The sequence below is a fragment of the Mycolicibacterium sp. XJ870 genome (genome assembly GCF_053483975.1).
In genome coordinates, this window is sequence record NZ_JBEFTI010000001.1 from 1,255,505 (window position 1) to 1,273,133 (window position 17,629).

Annotated in this window: 19 protein-coding genes; 11 read left to right on the top strand and 8 right to left on the bottom strand. The window is 67.9% G+C overall.

The window, feature by feature from the left end:
- Window positions 1–99 precede the first annotated feature (99 nt).
- The 8 genes from ABQF30_RS06285 (at window position 100) to ABQF30_RS06320 (ending at window position 6,927) form a co-directional block, all read left to right on the top strand.
- The gene (locus ABQF30_RS06285; RefSeq protein ID WP_448461927.1) at window positions 100–843 is read left to right on the top strand and encodes an SDR family oxidoreductase; all 744 of its coding nucleotides are present in this window, start codon (window positions 100–102) and stop codon (window positions 841–843) included.
- 147 nt (window positions 844–990) lie between these two features.
- Entirely contained in the window at window positions 991–1,851 is an 861-nt protein-coding gene (locus ABQF30_RS06290) for a GNAT family N-acetyltransferase (RefSeq protein ID WP_448461928.1), read from the top strand.
- Window positions 1,848–2,690 (top strand): lysophospholipid acyltransferase family protein, encoded by an 843-nt coding sequence (locus ABQF30_RS06295; RefSeq protein ID WP_448461929.1) that lies wholly within the window; start codon window positions 1,848–1,850, stop codon window positions 2,688–2,690. The genes ABQF30_RS06290 and ABQF30_RS06295 overlap by 4 nt, the downstream gene beginning before the upstream one ends.
- A 47-nt stretch (window positions 2,691–2,737) precedes the next feature.
- Window positions 2,738–3,964, top strand: coding sequence for a cysteine desulfurase family protein (locus ABQF30_RS06300; RefSeq protein WP_448461930.1), 1,227 nt, complete (start codon window positions 2,738–2,740; stop codon window positions 3,962–3,964).
- A complete protein-coding gene (gene mnmA / locus ABQF30_RS06305; protein WP_448461931.1) occupies window positions 3,961–5,031 on the top strand; it encodes a tRNA 2-thiouridine(34) synthase MnmA in 1,071 nt (356 codons plus the stop codon). Before ABQF30_RS06300 ends, mnmA begins: the two co-directional genes overlap by 4 nt.
- Window positions 5,028–6,038, top strand: coding sequence for a uroporphyrinogen decarboxylase/cobalamine-independent methonine synthase family protein (locus ABQF30_RS06310; protein ID WP_448461932.1), 1,011 nt, complete (start codon window positions 5,028–5,030; stop codon window positions 6,036–6,038). Before mnmA ends, ABQF30_RS06310 begins: the two co-directional genes overlap by 4 nt.
- Window positions 6,039–6,109: 71 nt before the next feature.
- Window positions 6,110–6,604: an SRPBCC family protein gene (locus tag ABQF30_RS06315; protein ID WP_448461933.1), complete on the top strand. Its 495-nt coding sequence runs from the start codon at window positions 6,110–6,112 to the stop codon at window positions 6,602–6,604.
- Window positions 6,601–6,927: an ArsR/SmtB family transcription factor gene (locus ABQF30_RS06320; protein ID WP_448461934.1), complete on the top strand. Its 327-nt coding sequence runs from the start codon at window positions 6,601–6,603 to the stop codon at window positions 6,925–6,927. The genes ABQF30_RS06315 and ABQF30_RS06320 overlap by 4 nt, the downstream gene beginning before the upstream one ends.
- Window positions 6,928–7,024: 97 nt before the next feature.
- On the opposite strand, the gene ABQF30_RS06325 is transcribed toward ABQF30_RS06320, so the two are convergent.
- Together ABQF30_RS06325 and ABQF30_RS06330 are read right to left on the bottom strand one after the other, a co-directional pair.
- Window positions 7,025–8,596, bottom strand: a complete 1,572-nt coding sequence (locus ABQF30_RS06325) for a 4-coumarate--CoA ligase family protein (RefSeq protein ID WP_448461935.1) — start codon at window positions 8,594–8,596, stop codon at window positions 7,025–7,027.
- Between the two features lie 10 nt (window positions 8,597–8,606).
- Entirely contained in the window at window positions 8,607–9,008 is a 402-nt protein-coding gene (locus ABQF30_RS06330; RefSeq protein WP_448461936.1) for an MmcQ/YjbR family DNA-binding protein, read from the bottom strand.
- Between the two features lie 80 nt (window positions 9,009–9,088).
- Between ABQF30_RS06330 and ligA the strand changes: the two genes are divergently transcribed.
- Complete coding sequence (gene ligA, locus ABQF30_RS06335) at window positions 9,089–11,191, top strand: NAD-dependent DNA ligase LigA (RefSeq protein ID WP_448461937.1); 2,103 nt, start codon at window positions 9,089–9,091, stop codon at window positions 11,189–11,191.
- Here ligA and ABQF30_RS06340 read toward each other — a convergent pair.
- The 6 genes from ABQF30_RS06340 to ABQF30_RS06365 form a co-directional block, all read right to left on the bottom strand.
- On the bottom strand, window positions 11,188–12,741 hold the full coding sequence (locus tag ABQF30_RS06340; protein WP_448461938.1) for a polyamine aminopropyltransferase: 1,554 nt from the start codon (window positions 12,739–12,741) through the stop codon (window positions 11,188–11,190). The two genes, ligA and ABQF30_RS06340, sit on opposite strands and share 4 nt — an antisense overlap.
- Window positions 12,738–13,196: a DUF350 domain-containing protein gene (locus ABQF30_RS06345; RefSeq protein WP_448461939.1), complete on the bottom strand. Its 459-nt coding sequence runs from the start codon at window positions 13,194–13,196 to the stop codon at window positions 12,738–12,740. Before ABQF30_RS06345 ends, ABQF30_RS06340 begins: the two co-directional genes overlap by 4 nt.
- 33 nt (window positions 13,197–13,229) lie before the next feature.
- Complete coding sequence (locus tag ABQF30_RS06350) at window positions 13,230–13,658, bottom strand: DUF4247 domain-containing protein (protein ID WP_448461940.1); 429 nt, start codon at window positions 13,656–13,658, stop codon at window positions 13,230–13,232.
- Window positions 13,655–14,158 carry a DUF2617 family protein gene (locus ABQF30_RS06355; protein WP_448461941.1) on the bottom strand — a complete coding sequence of 168 codons (504 nt, stop codon included), beginning with the start codon at window positions 14,156–14,158 and terminating at the stop codon, window positions 13,655–13,657. Before ABQF30_RS06355 ends, ABQF30_RS06350 begins: the two co-directional genes overlap by 4 nt.
- A gap of 7 nt (window positions 14,159–14,165) precedes the next feature.
- Complete coding sequence (locus ABQF30_RS06360) at window positions 14,166–14,777, bottom strand: DUF4178 domain-containing protein (RefSeq protein ID WP_448461942.1); 612 nt, start codon at window positions 14,775–14,777, stop codon at window positions 14,166–14,168.
- 103 nt (window positions 14,778–14,880) lie between these two features.
- The gene (locus ABQF30_RS06365) at window positions 14,881–15,549 is read right to left on the bottom strand and encodes an ACT domain-containing protein (RefSeq protein WP_448461943.1); all 669 of its coding nucleotides are present in this window, start codon (window positions 15,547–15,549) and stop codon (window positions 14,881–14,883) included.
- A 188-nt stretch (window positions 15,550–15,737) separates the two neighbouring features.
- On the opposite strand from ABQF30_RS06365, the gene gatC reads away from it, so the two are divergent.
- Window positions 15,738–16,037: an Asp-tRNA(Asn)/Glu-tRNA(Gln) amidotransferase subunit GatC gene (gene gatC / locus ABQF30_RS06370; RefSeq protein ID WP_448461944.1), complete on the top strand. Its 300-nt coding sequence runs from the start codon at window positions 15,738–15,740 to the stop codon at window positions 16,035–16,037.
- A gap of 28 nt (window positions 16,038–16,065) precedes the next feature.
- Entirely contained in the window at window positions 16,066–17,550 is a 1,485-nt protein-coding gene (gene gatA, locus ABQF30_RS06375; RefSeq protein WP_448461945.1) for an Asp-tRNA(Asn)/Glu-tRNA(Gln) amidotransferase subunit GatA, read from the top strand.
- The last annotated feature ends 79 nt before the right edge of the window (window positions 17,551–17,629 follow it).

A 17,629-nucleotide genomic window follows, 5' to 3' on the forward strand; every position in this document is an offset into this window, starting at 1 on the left:
TGCGGTGCGCAAGACTACGGACTTTCAGGGGTTCGCCGCGGGCCTCTCGAGTGCCAGGGTGATCACAGGTCACCGACACACGAGAAGGGTATTCGCACCATGAAGATCACAGTTTTCGGCGCCACCGGTCAGATCGGCTCCAAGGTGGTGGAACTGCTCACCGAAGCCGGCCACGGCGTCGTCGCCGCATCGCGGGCCTCCGGTGCCGACGTGCTGACGGGGGCTGGGCTGGAGGAGGCGCTCAACGGCGCCGACGTGCTTGTCGATGTGGTCAATTCGCCGTCATTCGCCGATGACGCGGTCTTGGAGTTCTTCACCACGTCGACCCGGAATCTCGTGGACGCCGCCAAGTCCAGCGGGGTGCAGCATTACGTCGCACTGTCCATCGTGGGCGCGGACGGCCTGCCGGAAAGCGGATACATGCGCGCCAAGGTCGCCCAGGAAAAGGTGATCGTCTCCGCAGGCCTGCCGTACACGATCGTGCGCGCCACGCAGTTCCACGAGTTCGCCGAAGCGATCACGGGAACGCTGGTGGTCGGAGATGAAGTGCGCGTCCCCGACGGGCGAATCCAGCTGATCGCCGCTGACGAGGTGGCCGCGGAGGTGGCGCGGGCCGCGCGGTCGGCGCCCGCCGACGGAGTTGTCAACATCGGTGGGCCGGAAAAGCTTTCGTTCGCCGAGATGGCGCAGGCGGTCCTGGCAAAACAAGGCGATGACAAGCCTGTGGTGGTCGACCCGGAGGCCACGTACTTCGGCACACCGGTCGACGACGACAACCTGGTCACCGGCGACGACGGCAAGCTCGCCGAAATCCGCTTCACCGACTGGATCGCGGGTCGCTGACGGATTCACCGGCGAGCAGACACAGAGTCGCACCGAAACGCGGGTTTTGGGACGACTCTGCGTCTGCTCGTGCTGTTCACTGAGCGCTCACAGACATGTCACGCGGGCGATGCCATCCGGAGACCCGGAGGGGCGACCGTGCTGGCTATGAGGACTGCATCTGTACTCATCGCCGCTGATCACACTGAGGGCGCCGCGCCCGACGCGCCGCGCTACACCCTCCTCCTCTCCACCGACCCGGACCTGATCGAGACAGCTCAGCGCCTGCGCTATGACGTCTTCACGTCCGAACCCGGGTTCGCGCTGACCGGGCCCGGCCCGGAATTCGCAGCCGGGCGGGACGCCGACCGGTTCGACGAGCATTGCGACCACCTGCTGGTGCGTGAGGACGGATCCGGCGAGCTGGTGGGCTGTTACCGGATGCTGCCGCCGCCGGGTGCCATCGCCGCAGGTGGTCTGTACACCGCCACCGAGTTCGACGTCCGAGGGCTCGACTCGCTGCGGCCCTCGTTGGTCGAGATGGGTCGGGCGGTGGTGCGGGCCGATCACCGCAACGGCGGCGTGGTGCTGTTGATGTGGGCCGGGATCCTGGCCTACCTGGACCGCTGCGGGTACGACTACGTGACGGGCTGCGTGTCGGTACCGGTTGCCGGCAACGCCGACGGGCCGCCGGGCACCCAGATCCGCGGGGTTCGGGACTTCGTCCGGCGCCGGCACTCCGCACCCGCGGAGTACATGGTTTTCCCGTACCGGCCGGTGGTGCTGGACGGCAAGGGGCTCGACGACATCGACCCGCCATCGCGGACCACAGTGCCTCCGCTGATGCGCGGCTACCTGCGGCTCGGAGCCAAGGTGTGCGGTGAACCCGCCCACGATCCCGACTTCGGCGTCGGCGACTTCCCGGCTCTGCTGGACAAGCGCCAGGCCGACGTCCGCTACCTCAAACGCCTGCGCTCGGTCTCGGCGGCAGCCGACATGGCCGACGGGATGAGCGGAGGAATGCAGTGACCACCTGCCGGAACGACCACTCCTGGCTGCCAAGGGCGTCATGTGACACCAGCTGCATACACGCCGGCCTCGCGGAGGCCGGGCGGCGGCCGGTGGTCTGGATCCGCACCACGGTTCGGGTAGTCATGGCGATCCTGCTGGCCCCCGGGGTGCCGCTGCTGGCGGTGCCGCTGCCGGGCCGATCGCACATCCAACGGTTCTACTGCCGGCTGATGCTGCGGTGTTTCGGTGTGCGGATCAAGCTGTCCGGCGGGCCGATTCGCAACCTGCAGGGCGTGCTGGTGGTCAGCGGGCACGTATCTTGGCTGGACATTTTCACCATCGGGGCGGTGCTGCCCGGCTCGTTCGTGGCCCGCGCCGATCTGGTGGAATGGCCGGCCGTGGGCCGGTTGGCCCGGATCATGAAGGTCATCCCGATCGACCGGGGCAGCCTGCGTCGCCTCCCCGCGGTCGTGCACATGGTCGCCGAACGCCTGCGCGCCGGCCACACCGTGGTGGCCTTCCCGGAGGGCACCACATGGTGCGGGCTGGCGTACGGGCCGTTCCGGCCGGCGATGTTCCAGGCGGCGATCGACGCGGCCAGGCCGGTGCAGCCGTTGCGGCTGACCTACCGCCACCGCGACGGCAGGCCGTCGACCACGCCGGCGTTCGTGGGGGACGACACCCTGTTGCACTCGATCAAGCGCGTCATCACCGCACGTCGCACCGTGTGCCACGTGCACGTGGGATCGCTACAGCTGCCAGGCGAGGACCGCCGCGCGCTCGCAGCACGCTGCGAGGCGGCGGTGCGCAGCGAGCAATTGCTGCCCAGTGCGCCCGCACATGCCCTGGTGGCCTGAGCGGGCCGTCAGGCCAGTCGCCGAACGGCGGTTATCCTGGAGAGGTTATGACCTCTACCTCGACCGCGTCCTCCGGCCGGCAGGTCTACCTTGATCACGCCGCGACGACGCCGATGCATCCCGCTGCCATCGAGGCGATGACGGCTGTCCTGGCGAGCGTGGGCAACGCCTCCTCGCTGCACGGCTCGGGCCGGCTGGCCCGGCGCAGCATGGAAGAGGCGCGCGAGACGCTGGCTCAGTTGCTGGGTGCGCGACCGTCCGAGGTCGTGTTCACCGCGGGCGGCACCGAGAGCGACAATCTCGCCGTCAAGGGGATCTTCTGGGCACGCCGCGACGCCGAACCGCAGCGCCGGCGGATCATCACCACCGCCGTCGAGCACCACGCTGTGCTCGACGCAGTGCAGTGGCTCGCCGAGCACGAAGACGCCGAGGTGACCTGGCTACCGGTCGATGCCGACGGCGCGGTCGCGCCGGCCGCATTGCGTGAGGCGCTGCAGGACGGCGCCGGACCTGACGATGTCGCACTCGTCTCGGTCATGTGGGCCAACAACGAGGTCGGCACCATTATGCCGATCGCCGAACTCGCGGCCGTCGCCGCCGAGTTCGATATTCCGATGCACAGTGACGCCATCCAGGCGATCGGACAGATCCCGGTTGACTGCGCCGCGAGTGGACTCTCGGCGATGAGCATTGCCGCCCATAAGTTCGGCGGGCCGACGGGTGCCGGTGCGCTGCTCTTGCGTCGGAACACCGCATGCGTGCCGTTGCTCCACGGTGGCGGACAGGAACGCGACGTGCGTTCGGGCACACCGGATGTGGCCGGCGCGGTAGCGATGGCGACGGCGGCCAAGGTTGCCATCGACGGCTTGGCGGAAAACAGTGCCCGGGTACAGGCGTTGCGAGACCGCTTGATCGACGGTGTGCTTGCGACGGTTGACGACGCCTACCTCAACGGTGCCCGTGGCAGCGCCAGGCTTCCCGGCAACACCCACTTCACTTTCCGTGGCTGCGAGGGTGACTCGCTGCTGATGCTCCTCGACGCCAGGGGCGTGGAGTGCTCGACCGGGTCGGCCTGCACCGCCGGGGTGGCGCAGCCGTCGCACGTCCTGATCGCCATGGGCGCCGACGCCGCCAACGCTCGCGGATCGCTGCGACTTTCATTGGGGCACACCAGCACCGAGGCCGACGTCGATGCCGCGCTTGAGGTGCTGCCCGCAGCCGTCGAGCGGGCCCGGCAGGCGGCCCTGGCCAGCGCTGGGACGGTGCAGTCATGAGGGTGCTGGTCGCGATGAGCGGTGGGGTGGATTCCTCGGTGGCCGCCGCGCGGATGGTGGACGCCGGCTATGACGTGGTCGGTGTGCATCTGGCGCTGTCGTCGGCACCGGGAACGTTGCGCACCGGATCCCGCGGTTGCTGCTCCAAGGAGGACGCGGGGGACGCCCGCCGCGTCGCCGATATACTCGAAATACCGTTCTACGTATGGGATTTCGCCGACCGCTTCAAGGACGACGTGATCGACGACTTCGTCGAGTCCTACGCCCGCGGCGAGACCCCGAACCCATGCGTGCGGTGCAACGAGCGGATCAAGTTCTCCGCACTGGCCGCCAGAGCGCTTGCGCTGGGCTTCGACGCCGTGGCCACCGGCCACTACGCGCGGCTCTCGGATGGCCGCCTGCGTCGCGCGGTAGACGCCGACAAGGACCAGTCCTACGTGCTGGCAGTGTTGACAGCCGAGCAGTTGCGGCACGCGATCTTCCCGATCGGAGACACGCCCAAGCCGCAGATCCGGGCCGAAGCTGCCCAGCGCGGATTGGCGGTCGCGCAGAAGCCCGACAGTCACGACATCTGCTTCATTCCGTCCGGGGATACCCAGGCCTTCCTCGGTGCCCGCATCGGGGTGCGCCGCGGTGCGGTCGTGGACAGCGGCGGGACGGTGCTCGCCGAGCATGACGGGGTCCATGGTTTCACGATCGGACAGCGCAAGGGCCTCGGTATCGCCGGGCCGGGCGCCGACGGCCGACCGCGTTACGTCACGGGCATCGACGCCGAGACCGGCACGGTCCGGGTGGGATCCGCGGAGGATCTCGAGGTGTGGGAGTTGGTCGGCGAGAAGCCGATCTTCACCAGCGGTTCGGCGCCGAGCGGCCCGATGGAATGCCAGGTCCAGGTCCGCGCGCACGGCGGTATCACCGATGCCGTCGCCGGCCTGCGCGACGGCCGGTTGGCCGTGAGCCTGCGAGCGCCGCTACGCGGGGTGGCCCCGGGCCAGACTCTGGTGCTCTACCGAACCGACCCCGCCGGTGACGAGGTCATCGCCAGCGCGACCATCGCCCGCACGTGAGTGTTTTCGCCGGTGCCACCGGCGTTGGATCCTGGCCGGGTACTGCGGCGAGGCAGGCTGCCGATGTGGTGGTCGGTGAGCTGCACACGCTGTCGCACCTCGTGGAGTTGCCGGCCCGAGGCGTCGGTGCCGACATGATCGGCCGTGCCGGTGCCTTGCTGGTCGACATCGGCATCGACACGGTGCCGCGCGGGTACCGCATCGCATCGGGTCGCCATGCCGCACAGCGGCGCGCGGTCAGCCTGCTCGGAGAGGACATCGACGCCCTGGAGGAAGCCTGGGAGCGGGCGGGGCTGCGCGGCAGCGGGCGCGCGGTCAAGGTGCAGGCGCCCGGCCCGATCACGCTGGCCGCGCAGCTGGAGCTGCCCGGTGGCCATCGGGCCATCACCGACCGCGGTGCCGTGCGGGATCTGGCGGCCTCACTGGCGGAGGGCCTGGCGGTGCACCGCGCCGAGCTGGGCCGCAGGCTGGACACCCCGGTGGTGGTCCAGCTCGACGAACCGTCCCTGCCGGCGGCGTTGCAGGGCCGGCTGACCGGCGTGACGGCCCTGACGCCGGTGCATCCGGTCGACGAGCCGTTTGGCATGAGCCTGCTCGACGGGTGTGCCGCTCAAGCCGGCGCCGAAGTCGCGGTGCACAGCTGTGCGGCAGGGCTGCCGTGGAAAGCGCTGTTGCGCAGCGATATTCATGCTGTTTCCGTCGATGTGTCGACGCTGGGCCCAGAGGATCTGGACGGGATCGGCGAGTTCGTCGACTCCGGCCGTACGGTGCTGCTCGGAGTGGTGCCGACCACCGCACCAGAACGCCCGCCATCGGTCAAGGAGATCGCCGAGGCCGTGGTGGCGTTGACCGACCGGCTGGGATTCGCCCGCGCCGTGCTGCGTGACCGGATCGGGATCACTCCGGTGTGTGGGCTGGCCGGCGCCACACCGGAATGGGCGCGCACGGCGATCGAACTGGCGCAGAAGGCCGCCGACGCCTTCTCCGACGACCCCGACGCAATCTGACAAAAAAGCAACCAAAAGGTTGCGCATAACGCGATACGGTCATATCCTGAGAAGCAACTGAAAGGTTGCATATGATGTCTGATCGCATTGAGAAAGAAGTTCTGCTGCGAGCTCCGCTGGATCGGGTGTGGCGGGCCATCAGTGACGCGGACGAGTTCGGCCGATGGTTTGGAATCCGGTTCGACGGCCCGTTTGTGGCGGGAACGTCAGTCAGCGGGGTGATCACCCCGACCGAGGTCGACGCGGCCGTCGCCGCAATGCAGGAGCCGTACAGCGGCCAGCCCGACACGTGGCAGATCGTGGCTGTCGAGGCACCGCATCGGCTGGCGTTCCGCTGGCATCCGTATGCCGTCGAACCGGATGCCGACTACTCGGCCGAACCCACCACGCTGGTGGAGTTCACGCTGACCGAGAACGCCGACGGGGTGCTGCTGCGCATCGTCGAATCGGGATTCGATGCCATCCCTGCCGCACGGCGGATCTCGGCGTTCGAGGCGAACAGCGAGGGTTGGGCACACCAGGCCGAGCTGGTGCGCAAGTACCTCGCGCTGCATGAGTCGGTGTGAAGGCTCCAGTCGACGAGCGCGCACCGCTGTTCGACGCACTGGGTGACCCGAACCGGCTACGGATCGTCACCCGGCTGTGCGACGACGGGCCATGCTCGACAGTGCAACTGACACAGGCGATTTCGGTATCCCGCCAGGCGGCGACCAAGCATCTGCTGTTGATGGAGGAGGTGGGTCTGGTGAGTAGTCAGCGGCACGGCCGGGAACGAATCTGGCGGATCGAGCCGGAACCGCTGGCCGAAGCCAGTGACTACCTGAGTGCACTGTCGCGTCGCTGGGACCGCGCCATCGACCGGTTGCGCACCTACGTCGAGCGCACGTGAGGAGCAAACAAGGTCGAGGACTAATGGCCCTTGGCGCTGGCATTGTCACGCCAGAGTGGCGCTCGGCTTCTTGTGCCACTCTGGCGTGACAAACTGACTAGGTGTCGCGCAACTCCCGGCGCAGGATCTTGCCCGCCGCGGATTTCGGCACGGCGTCGATGAACGCGACCTGACGCACCTTCTTGTAGGGCGCCACCTGGCCGGCGACGAACGTCATCACCTCGTCGGCACTGAGATCCGCCGAGGGCTGTTGCATCACGAACGCCTTGGGCACTTCCTCGCCGGATTCGCTGTCGTGCACACCGATCACGGCCGCGTCGGCGATACCCGGATGGGTCAGCAGGACCGCCTCCAATTCGGCGGGCGGCACCTGATAGCCCTTGTACTTGATCAGCTCCTTGAGCCGGTCGACGATGTACACGCAGCCGGTCGCGTCCACCTTGGCCAGGTCGCCGGTGTGCAGGAAACCGTCGGCGTCGATGGTCTCGCGGGTGGCCTTGTCATTGCCGAGATAGCCGGCCATCACGTTGGGACCCTTGAACCACAGCTCGCCGGTCTCACTCAAACCCTCTGCAGGAACATCGATTTCGACACGCGTCTCGGGATCCACCAGCTTGCTGACGGCATTGGGTACCGTCCAGCCGCACGAGTCGAGCGGTGCCACGGCCCCGAGCGAGGCGAGGCCGCCGTCATGCGGTGTGATGTGGCTGACCGGGCTCAGCTCGCTCATGCCGTATCCCTGTACGACGCTGCACCCCAACCGGTTGGCGACGGCATGCCCGAGTTCGGCGTCCAGCGAAGCCGCACCGGACATGATGCCCCGCAGCGAGGACAGGTCGAAGGAATCGATCAGTGGATGTTTGGCCAGTGCGACGGCGACCGGCGGAGCGATGTAGGCGTAGGTGCACCGGTAGTTGGCGATATTGCCGAGGAACTCACCGAGATCGAAGGCGCTCATGATGATCAGCCGGGCGCGCGCATGCAGTGCGGCGTTGAGCAACACCGTCATCCCGTAGATGTGAAAGAACGGGAGCACAGCCAACAATCGGTCGTCGGCAGTCATGCCCTGTAGCGGCCGGATCTGCGCGACGTTCGCAGTCAGGTTCCCATGAGTGAGCATGACGCCCTTGGGATTTGCCGTCGTGCCCGAGCTGTAGGGCAGCACGGCCAGATGGGTCGTCGGGTCGAAACTCACTTCGGGGGCAGGCCCGTCGGGTAGTCCGGCACCATCGAGCACCACTACGTGATCGTCGGGCAAGCCGACCGCCGCTGCTCCTTCGCGGGCTTGCGGCAGGAGCGCCTTCACCGTGACCAAAAGCTGGGCCTTCGAGTCGGTCAGCTGTTTGGCGATGTCTTTGGCGGTGAACAGTGCGTTCACCGTGGTCGCCGTGGCACCGGAGCGCAGGATGCCGTGGAACGCAATCGCGAAGGCCGTACTGTTCGGGGACAGCAGGGCCACCACATCGCCGGTGCCGATCCCGCGCGCAGCCAGGCCGCCGGCGAACGCGTCGATACGGTTCACCAGCTCGCCGTAGGTGGTCTCGGCGCCGCTCTTGGCGTCAACGAGGGCCACCCGCCCGACGTCGGTGTCGGAGAGATCGGCGAACAGATAGTCGTAGACGCTGACCGTCGGAATCTCCACGTCGGGAAAAGGGCTCGCGAAACTCATGTTGCCTCCGTCAGTCTTCGTCGAGTTGTCTGATGAGCTTTTTGGGCGCGACCAGTCGGAACGATGCGTCGACAAGCTCGCGCACCTCGTCCCAATCCACCTTGGCTGCAGTGAAATCCAGCCCCAGCCAGCCGAACGGCCCCATATAGGCAGGGAAGAAGAAGCGGCTGTCTTGTTCCAGTGCCTTGCGGTCACTGTCGTCGACCTTGATCAGCAGGGCGTGTGGGAAGGGAAGCATCTCGCCGCGGGTCTCGGTCTTCGCGTTGCCGCCGTACATGGCGAACATCTTCGGCGCGCAGAACACCGGCCGGCCCCACGACACCTTCTCGAACGCGGCCGGGAAGCCCAGCGCGATCGCGCGTAGTTCGGCCAGGCCCGGGTCGTCGTCTCCGAACATGATCGGGTGCGGCATGTGGTCAGGGTAGCGACAACGTGGGGTTGCGTCGTCAGCCGCTACCGGGAGCTGTCGGCCGGCTCCGCTAGCCTGCCAGAGTGAGCGCCAAGTCAGCCGGAGATCCCGAAGCGGTGCTGCCTGAGCAGCCCGATGCCGACGAGCGTCGACGTTGGCAGCAACTCGCCGACGAGGTGCGTGAACATCAGTTCCGGTACTACGTCCGGGACGCGCCGATCGTCTCCGACGCAGAGTTCGACAAGCTCCTGCGGGAATTGCAGGCGCTGGAGGAAGCCCATCCCGAGCTGCGCACTCCTGACTCGCCGACCCAGCTGGTCGGCGGTGCCGGCTTCGCCACCGACTTCGCCGCGGCCGAACATCTCGAGCGGATGTTGTCGCTGGACAACGTGTTCGACTCCGATGAGCTGACCGCCTGGGCGGCGCGCATCAAGGGCGAAACCGGCGACACCGCGCACTATCTCTGCGAGCTCAAGATCGACGGGGTCGCGCTGGCCCTCGTCTACCGGCAGGGCCGCCTGGTGCGCGCGGCCACCCGCGGCGACGGCCGTATCGGCGAGGACGTCACCCTCAACGCCCGCACCATCGACGACATCCCCGGGCAACTCACCGCGTCCGAGGAGTTTCCGCTTCCCGAGGTGCTCGAGGTGCGCGGCGAAGTCTTCTTCCGGGTGGCCGATTTCGAGGACCTCAACGCCGGCCTGGTCGCCGAGGGCAAGCCGCCGTTCGCCAACCCACGCAACAGCGCGGCCGGCTCACTGCGGCAGAAGAACCCGGCGGTCACCGCGCGGCGCAAACTCCGGATGATCTGTCACGGGCTCGGCCGGATAGAAGGTTGCACGTTCGCATCGCTGCATGACGCGTACCGGGCACTGGGGGCGTGGGGGCTGCCGGTGTCCGAGCACACCGTCAAGGTGTCCGGAGTCAGCGACGTCGCCGAGCAGATCGCCTACTGGGGTGAACACCGCCACGACGTCGAGCATGAAATCGACGGCCTGGTGGTCAAAGTCGACGAGGTCGCGCTGCAGCGCCGGCTGGGGTCGACATCTCGGGCGCCGCGGTGGGCGGTGGCATACAAGTACCCACCCGAAGAGGCCACCACCAAGCTGCTCGATATCCGGGTCAGTGTGGGGCGTACCGGCCGGGTCACCCCATTCGCCTATATGGAGCCGGTCAAGGTCGCCGGTTCCACCGTCGGGTTGGCCACCCTGCACAACGCCACCGAGGTCAAGCGCAAGGGCGTGTTCATCGGCGACACCGTGGTGATCCGCAAGGCCGGCGACGTCATCCCGGAGGTGCTGGGTCCGGTGGTCGACCTGCGCGACGGATCCGAACGCGAATTCGTCATGCCCACAGCATGTCCCGAATGCGGCACGGTGCTGGCTCCGGCTAAGGAAGGCGATGCCGACATCCGCTGCCCGAACACCCGCAGCTGTCCGGCGCAGTTGCGTGAGCGGGTATTCCACGTCGCCGGGCGCGGTGCGTTCGACATCGAGGGCTTGGGCTACGAGGCCGGGATCGCGCTGTTGCAGGCCGGGGTGATCGCCGACGAGGGCGACCTTTTCACTCTTACGGCCGATGACCTGCTGCGGACCGAGCTGTTCACCACCAAGGCCGGCGAGCTCTCCGCCAACGGCAAGCGGCTGCTTGCCAATCTCGACAAGGCCAAGGCGCAACCGCTGTGGCGGGTACTCGTGGCGTTGTCCATCCGCCATGTCGGGCCGACCGCCGCGCGGGCGCTGGCCACCGAGTTCGCCAGCCTCGACGCGATCGTCGAGGCTTCCGAAGAACAGCTCGCGGCGGTCGAGGGGGTGGGCCCGACCATTGCCGCGGCGGTCGTCGACTGGTTCGGCGTCGACTGGCACCGGGCGATCGTCGACAAGTGGCGTGAGGCCGGGGTCCGGATGGCCGACGAGCGCGATGCCAGCGTCGCGCGCACGCTCGAAGGGCTCTCCATCGTGGTCACCGGGTCGCTGCCGGGGTACTCCCGGGACGAGGCCAAAGAGGCGATCATCAGTCGCGGCGGCAAGGCGGCCAGTTCGGTGTCGAAGAAGACGGCATATGTGGTGGCCGGGGATGCCCCCGGATCGAAGTACGACAAAGCCGTTGAACTCGGGGTGCCGATTCTCGACGAGGACGGGTTCCGGCAACTGCTGGCCGAAGGGCCACCGGCCGAGCCGGCTTAGCGATAACCGCGCCGCATGTCCGCGACGATGCGCGGATGCTCCAGTGTCGAGGGCTCCAAGGGTCGGCGCGCGATGTCGGCGGAGAACACCGTGGCAGCGTCGAGCACCGGCTGACTGAGGAACCGCAGCGGGGGAGCGTCAGCGGGGACGGTGGGGGTCGGCGGTGTGTCCCCGGGACGGGCAAGCACAAAGCCCCAGTCGCCGAACGTCGGCACGTGCACGTGGTAGGGCGTCGTCGCGAACCCGGCCGATTCGATCGTGGAAACGGTGCGCCAGAACGCAATTGGTGTCGAAAACGGGCTGCTCGCCTGCACTGCCATCAGCCCGTCGGGTGCGAGCGCACGGTTCACCAATGCGTAGAACTCGGTGGAATACAGTCGGCCGAGGGCCGGTGTGTCAGGGTCGGGCAGGTCGACGATCACGGCATCGAACGGCGCATGGCCCGACGACCGCAACCATTTCATGGCGTCGTCGATCACGACGTCGACACGTGGGTCGAAGAGCGCGTCATCGTTGGCGTCGCGAAGCGTCGTGCGGCCAAGCTCGGTTACCGCTGGGTCGAGTTCCACCTGGACGATTTTCTCGACGCCGGGCCGGCGCAGCAGTTCGCGGGCAGCCATCCCGTCGCCGCCGCCCAAAACGAGTACCGACCGCGCGCCTCCGCCAAGGGCCGGGTAGACGAGGCTTTCGGTGTAGCGGTATTCGTCGCGCGTGGAGAACTGCAACCCGCCGTCGAGGTACAGGCGCATATCGTCGCCGCGGCGGGTCACCACGATCTCCTGATACGCCGAGCGCTCGAACGTCACGATCGGATCGGCGTAGAGCCGTTGGCGGGTCGTCGTCTCGATGTCCTGAGCTCGGACCAGCAGTGTCACAAGTAGTCCGAGCGCTGCGAGCAGAACGCACAGCGCGGCCACCAACTGTTGACGGCTGACGATATGGCGCAACAGAAACAGCGCCACGACAGCGGCCGCCGCCAGGTTGACGACCCCGGTTGCCGCGGCGCCGCGGATCATGCCGAGCTGAGGCAGGAGCAGGAACGGCCACACCAGCCCGCCGATGAGTGCGCCGAGGTAGTCGGCCGCATTGAGGTTGGCCAGCACCCGTCCGGCGTCGGTCGCGCCGGTCATCCGGCCCCGCTGCAGCAATGTCATCAGCAGCGGCACCTCGGCGCCGACCAGGCAGCCGATCAGCGCGGTGCCCACCATCAGCAGCCACAACGAACTGCCGAAGAACGCGAAGCTCACGTACAGCGCGGCCGCCGACAGGCCGCCGACGACGCCCAACAGTGTCTCCACCGCGATGAAGGCGATGGCCGCGTGCCCCAGCAACGGCTTGACCAGCAGCGCACCGGCACCCAATGCCGCGACGAAACCGGCGACGATCAGCGACGTTGCGACGATGCCGCCGCCGTGCACGCTGACCGCGAGGGTGAGCAACGCGAGTTCGTAGATGAGGCCGCACGCCGCGCATGCCGCGACGGCGGCCAACAGCAGCGCCCGCCAGCGTGCCGGGGACCGGACCGCGTCGGCGGACACCCTGGTGGTCATGACAACGCGGCGGCGTTGACCCCTCCCACGGCCACCAGGATCACTGCTGTGGCGACCGACGCGGGGTGCAGGCGCTCAGCGGTGATCAGGTCCCGGAACCGCCCCGGCACCACAAACTCCAACACGATCAGTGCGATGCCCTGCAGGGCGACGCCGACGATGCCGTAGACCGCGGCGTCGACCAGCCCCTGACCGAGCTCGTTCGAGCTGGCGATGATCGCGGTACTCACCACGAGCGCCAGCGCCGCGTACATCCCCGACGCGACGGCGACCGCATTTGGTCTGTGCTCGACGAAAACCAGGTGACGAAGATTGCCGGGCGTCAGCAGGTCCACCATTCCGAAGCCCGCCACGAGGACGACGACGCCGACCACGAAATAAAGGATCGCCGCGACCACGTTCTGGGCCAGGCTTTCACCACTGATGGTGCCGAACTCGACAGCGGCCAGGAACATCGGTTTCTCCCTTGGTGTGTACTCCGGTTTACGTCATTTCGTGCCGCCGGGGCCGCCGGAGCTACCCCCGGCGCCGCCCGCAGGCGATCCCGGGTAGAAGCCCGGCCCCAGAAAGATGAATCCACCGTGGCTGTAGCGGGCGTCGACGTCCTCGACCCGGATGCTGCACGGATGGCCGTCCTCGGGGCCGACGGCGACGATGTCGTCGTCGTAGCGCAGGTAGGTGGTGGGCCCATCGGTGGCCCGCGCCTCGGGTGATTGATACTCGGCGAGTTGGTCGGCCACCGCCGCGGGCGATCCCTGGCAGTCGTAGTTCGTGCCGTTGGCATCGGTGCGGTAGATCGGATACTGCTCGGCCACGTGGGTACGGATGTTCGGCAGCATCGATATGCCCAGGATCAGGCAGAAGATGCCGGCGGCGAGCAGGGCGCCGGCCGTCACGAAAAGGCCGGTGCGGCTCACGGGTGCCACCGGCTCGTGGTGTAGACCACCGTGCCGCCGGAGCGGTTCGGGTACAGATGCCAGGTCCGCCACCGCCAGCCGGCGCCGTCGGGCTCGGCTGCCAGCGCCGTCAGCGCCGCGTCGTCGCCGGGAAAGCTGCCGCCCAACCACCCGGCGTCACGGGCGCAACTGCCGCGCAACTGCCGCGCAACGGCACGAAACGTCGCGTCGTCGTGTTCGGCACTTTCGGAATCCAGACGGTAACCCGGCGCATCGGCGCGACCGGGAAGGTCACCACCGTGGATATGTGCGGTACACGAAACCTGCTCGGAGAACTGGTGTTTCGGATGTTCTACGGTGATCACGTGCGAGGCGCCGAGCACACCGAGCAGCAGCGTCCCGCCGTCCGGGTGGGCGAGCCGACAACTGGCCAGCGGTTGCGGCGCGGGCGCATTGAGAGCAAGACCCAGGTCGGTACCGGTGACGTCCGCCGGTGCGACGGTGAGTTGGTGCAGTGGCACGACTGTCCTACGTGGTGGGGGGCGGGGCGGGGTAGACCTTCAGTTCGCCCGGCCTAACTGGTTTCCCATGGGAAACCTCCCACGGCATATCCGGCGCCCACCGCTCGAAGCCGAGGAATTCGCTTGCGTCGGCGTTGGCGTAGTCCACGAAGTCCATCTCACCGCCTGCAGGCAGACCCGTCGCTCCCTCTGTGGTGTAGGAGGCATGGCCGCGCTCGGTTTCGTGGAACGTCACGCCATCCACGACGGCGTCACCGTCGGGTTGTAGTTGTAAGTCTTTGCGGCGCAACCACATCACCAACTCGAGGCGACCCTCGTCTTCTTCGACGCTGAACCAGATGGGTTCGCCTGCCCCGCCCTCTAACAAGTGCTCCCACCACACGAACGGCCCCTGACGTAGCGTCACTGACCCTCGCACGATGTGGTCGACACCGCCGTGGCCGACGATCGCGCCAGGCCCGAGCTGCCGGGGGCCGAAGGTGTGCGCGTTGGCGAACTTGAGTGGGTCCTCGCGGGCGGAGGGCTGTTTTGGTTTCTTGGCGCGCCTCAACGCCATGACGAATACGACGATTGCCGCGATGAGCAGCAAGATCGCGAGCACAATCAGAAAGGTGTCCACCCAATCCCTTTCGTGGGGCGTGTGCGGTCGATGATTCAACCGTAACAGTCGAGCGCGCCCCGACTCCGCGCCGAAAGCCAGAGGTCAAAAACCCGGCGCGCCCTCAGCGCAGGATGGTCGCCACGATGCCGGCCAGATAACCCAGCCGGGCAACCTCGGACGGCCGGAACCCCGGACCACCCGGCCGGCCCAGCACCACCGCGGTGTCGTGACCGCCCAGCGGCGCTGCAGCCAGCGTCGTGTCCATATCCCGCCACACCTGCGGCACCCACGCGGCGGCGCCGTCCAACGCCGTCGCGGCCTCCAGCGGCAGCCACGGCGCCGTTTCCGCCTTGGTTTCAGGTGCGCCATGACTGCCGGCCAGCCGCTCAACCCCGTTTCCGGTCGATCGGACCACCGTGCACCAGCCGACCCGGAGCACCCGCGGCGCTTCCTCCGCGAGCACCTGCAGCCGGACGGCTCTGGTACCCGCGGCTGCGATGTGGTCGATCAGCTCGAGTTCACGGTGCGCCTCGAGCAGCCCGATATGCGGACGGATGCTGTCGACGTAGACACCGGACAGGTTCTCGGCCGCCGTGATCAAGGTGTCGGGCATGGATCCGGCCGGCAGTTCGACGACAAGATCGTCGATCGCGTAACCCACGCCGCGCTCGACGACATCGAGCGACAGGATGTCGGCCCCCACCGAGCCGAGCGCCACCGCCAGAGAGCCGAGGCTGCCCGGCCGATCCTCCAGCTGGACCCGCAGCAGATACGAAGGCACGCGCAACACTGTTGCACAGGGTGCGGCCGCGGGCATTCCGGGAGTACCGCCGGCTGGATCGATTCCCCGGTCGCTTCGCTCCTGCCCGCCGACACGATTCCCCGGTCGCTTCGCTCCTGCCCGCCGACACGATTCCCCGGTCGCTTCGCTCCTGCCCGCCGGAACCCACCCACACGGCTTGACTAGGCTGCTTTGTCGTGTCGCAGATCTCCCGAGACGAGGTCGCCCACCTGGCGCGTCTAGCCAGGTTGGCGTTGACCGATAACGAGCTGGACGGTTTCGTCGGCCAGCTGGATGCCATCCTGGGCCACGTCGGCCAGATCCAGTCCGTCGACGTCACCGGCGTCGAACCGACGGACAACCCATTGAAGGACGTCAATGTGAGCCGGCCCGACGCCGTTGAGCCGTGCTTGACCCAGGACGAAGCGCTGGCCGCCGCGCCCAACGCGGTGGATGGCCGGTTCGCCGTGCCGCGGATTCTGGGGGAGCCGGAATGAACCAGCGAGTAGCGAAGGCGGATCGCGCATGAGTACCGAGCTGATCCGTCGGGACGCGGCCACGCTGGGCGCGCAGATCGCGGCCAAGGAAGTGTCGTCGACCGAGGTCACCCAGGCCCACCTGGACCAGATCGCGGCGACCGACGACCGGTTCAACGCATTCCTGCACGTTGCTGCCGACTCTGCGCTGGCCGAGGCGGCCCGCATCGACGCTGCCGTCGCCGCCGGGGAGCAGCTGCCGTCGCCGCTGGCGGGGGTGCCGCTGGCGCTCAAGGACGTTTTCACCACCACGGAAATGCCGACCACCTGCGGGTCGAAGATCCTGGAGGGCTGGCGCTCGCCGTACGACTCGACCGTCACCGTTCGACTCCGCGCGGCCGGCATCCCGATCCTCGGCAAGACCAACATGGACGAGTTCGCCATGGGGTCCTCGACGGAGAACTCCGCCTACGGCCCGACGCGCAACCCGTGGAACACCGAGCGCGTGCCGGGCGGGTCCGGCGGCGGCAGTGCCGCGGCGCTCGCCGCGTACCAGGCGCCCCTGGCGATGGGTTCGGACACCGGTGGATCGATCCGTCAGCCAGCCGCGCTCACTGCGACGGTCGGGGTCAAACCGACCTACGGCACGGTGTCGCGCTATGGCCTGATCGCCTGCGCGTCGTCGCTGGATCAGGGCGGGCCGTGTGCCCGTACGGTGCTTGACACGGCGCTGCTGCACCAGGTGATCGCGGGGCATGACCCGCGCGACTCCACCTCGGTACAGGCCGCGGTGCCCGACGTGATCGCGGCGGCCCGCGCCGGCGCCAACGGCGACCTCAAGGGCGTGCGGGTCGGTGTGGTCAAGCAGCTGCGCGGCGAGGGTTACCAACGCGGTGTACTGGAATCGTTCAATGCCGCCGTCGACCAGCTCACTGCGCTCGGTGCCGACGTCACCGAGGTTGATTGCCCGAACTTCGACCATGCGATGGCTGCCTACTACCTGATCCTGCCTTCGGAGGTGTCGAGCAACCTGGCCCGGTTCGATGCGATGCGGTTCGGGCTCCGCGTCGGCGACGACGGCACGCACAGCGCCGAAGAAGTGATGGCGCTGACGCGGGCGGCCGGTTTCGGCCCAGAAGTCAAGCGCCGCATCATGATCGGCACGTACGCGTTGTCCGCCGGCTACTACGACGCCTACTACAACCAGGCACAAAAGGTGCGTACGCTGATCGCGCGCGATCTCGACCGCGCCTACGAGAACGTCGACGTGCTGGTGTCGCCCGCGACGCCGACCACCGCATTCAGGTTGGGCGAGAAGGTCGACGACCCGCTGGCCATGTACCTGTTCGACCTGTGCACGCTGCCGCTGAACCTGGCCGGGCACTGTGGCATGTCGGTTCCGTCGGGCCTGTCACCCGATGACGGCCTGCCGGTCGGACTACAGATCATGGCGCCGGCACTGGCTGACGATCGGCTCTACCGCGTGGGCGCTGCCTACGAAGCGGCCCGTGGCCCGCTGCCCAGCGCGTTGTGAGGTTGCGTATAGCTCTGTCGAGCTAGACGACAAATGGCCCCGTGGGGGGAGTGCTGCGCGACTGATCCGCCCTAGCATT

Bases quoted from the DNA above. Each gene is read 5' to 3' on its own strand.
- mnmA (WP_448461931.1), top strand. From the start codon at position 3,961: ATGAGGGTGCTGGTCGCGATGAGCGGTGGGGTGGATTCCTCGGTGGCC.
- ABQF30_RS06330 (WP_448461936.1), bottom strand. From the start codon at position 9,008: ATGCCGCACCCGATCATGTTCGGAGACGACGACCCGGGCCTGGCCGAA.
- ABQF30_RS06340 (WP_448461938.1), bottom strand. From the start codon at position 12,741: ATGACCACCAGGGTGTCCGCCGACGCGGTCCGGTCCCCGGCACGCTGG.
- ABQF30_RS06300 (WP_448461930.1), top strand. From the start codon at position 2,738: ATGACCTCTACCTCGACCGCGTCCTCCGGCCGGCAGGTCTACCTTGAT.
- ABQF30_RS06325 (WP_448461935.1), bottom strand. From the start codon at position 8,596: ATGAGTTTCGCGAGCCCTTTTCCCGACGTGGAGATTCCGACGGTCAGC.
- ABQF30_RS06315 (WP_448461933.1), top strand. From the start codon at position 6,110: ATGATGTCTGATCGCATTGAGAAAGAAGTTCTGCTGCGAGCTCCGCTG.
- ABQF30_RS06285 (WP_448461927.1), top strand. From the start codon at position 100: ATGAAGATCACAGTTTTCGGCGCCACCGGTCAGATCGGCTCCAAGGTG.
- gatA (WP_448461945.1), top strand. From the start codon at position 16,066: ATGAGTACCGAGCTGATCCGTCGGGACGCGGCCACGCTGGGCGCGCAG.
- ABQF30_RS06345 (WP_448461939.1), bottom strand. From the start codon at position 13,196: ATGTTCCTGGCCGCTGTCGAGTTCGGCACCATCAGTGGTGAAAGCCTG.
- ABQF30_RS06290 (WP_448461928.1), top strand. From the start codon at position 991: ATGAGGACTGCATCTGTACTCATCGCCGCTGATCACACTGAGGGCGCC.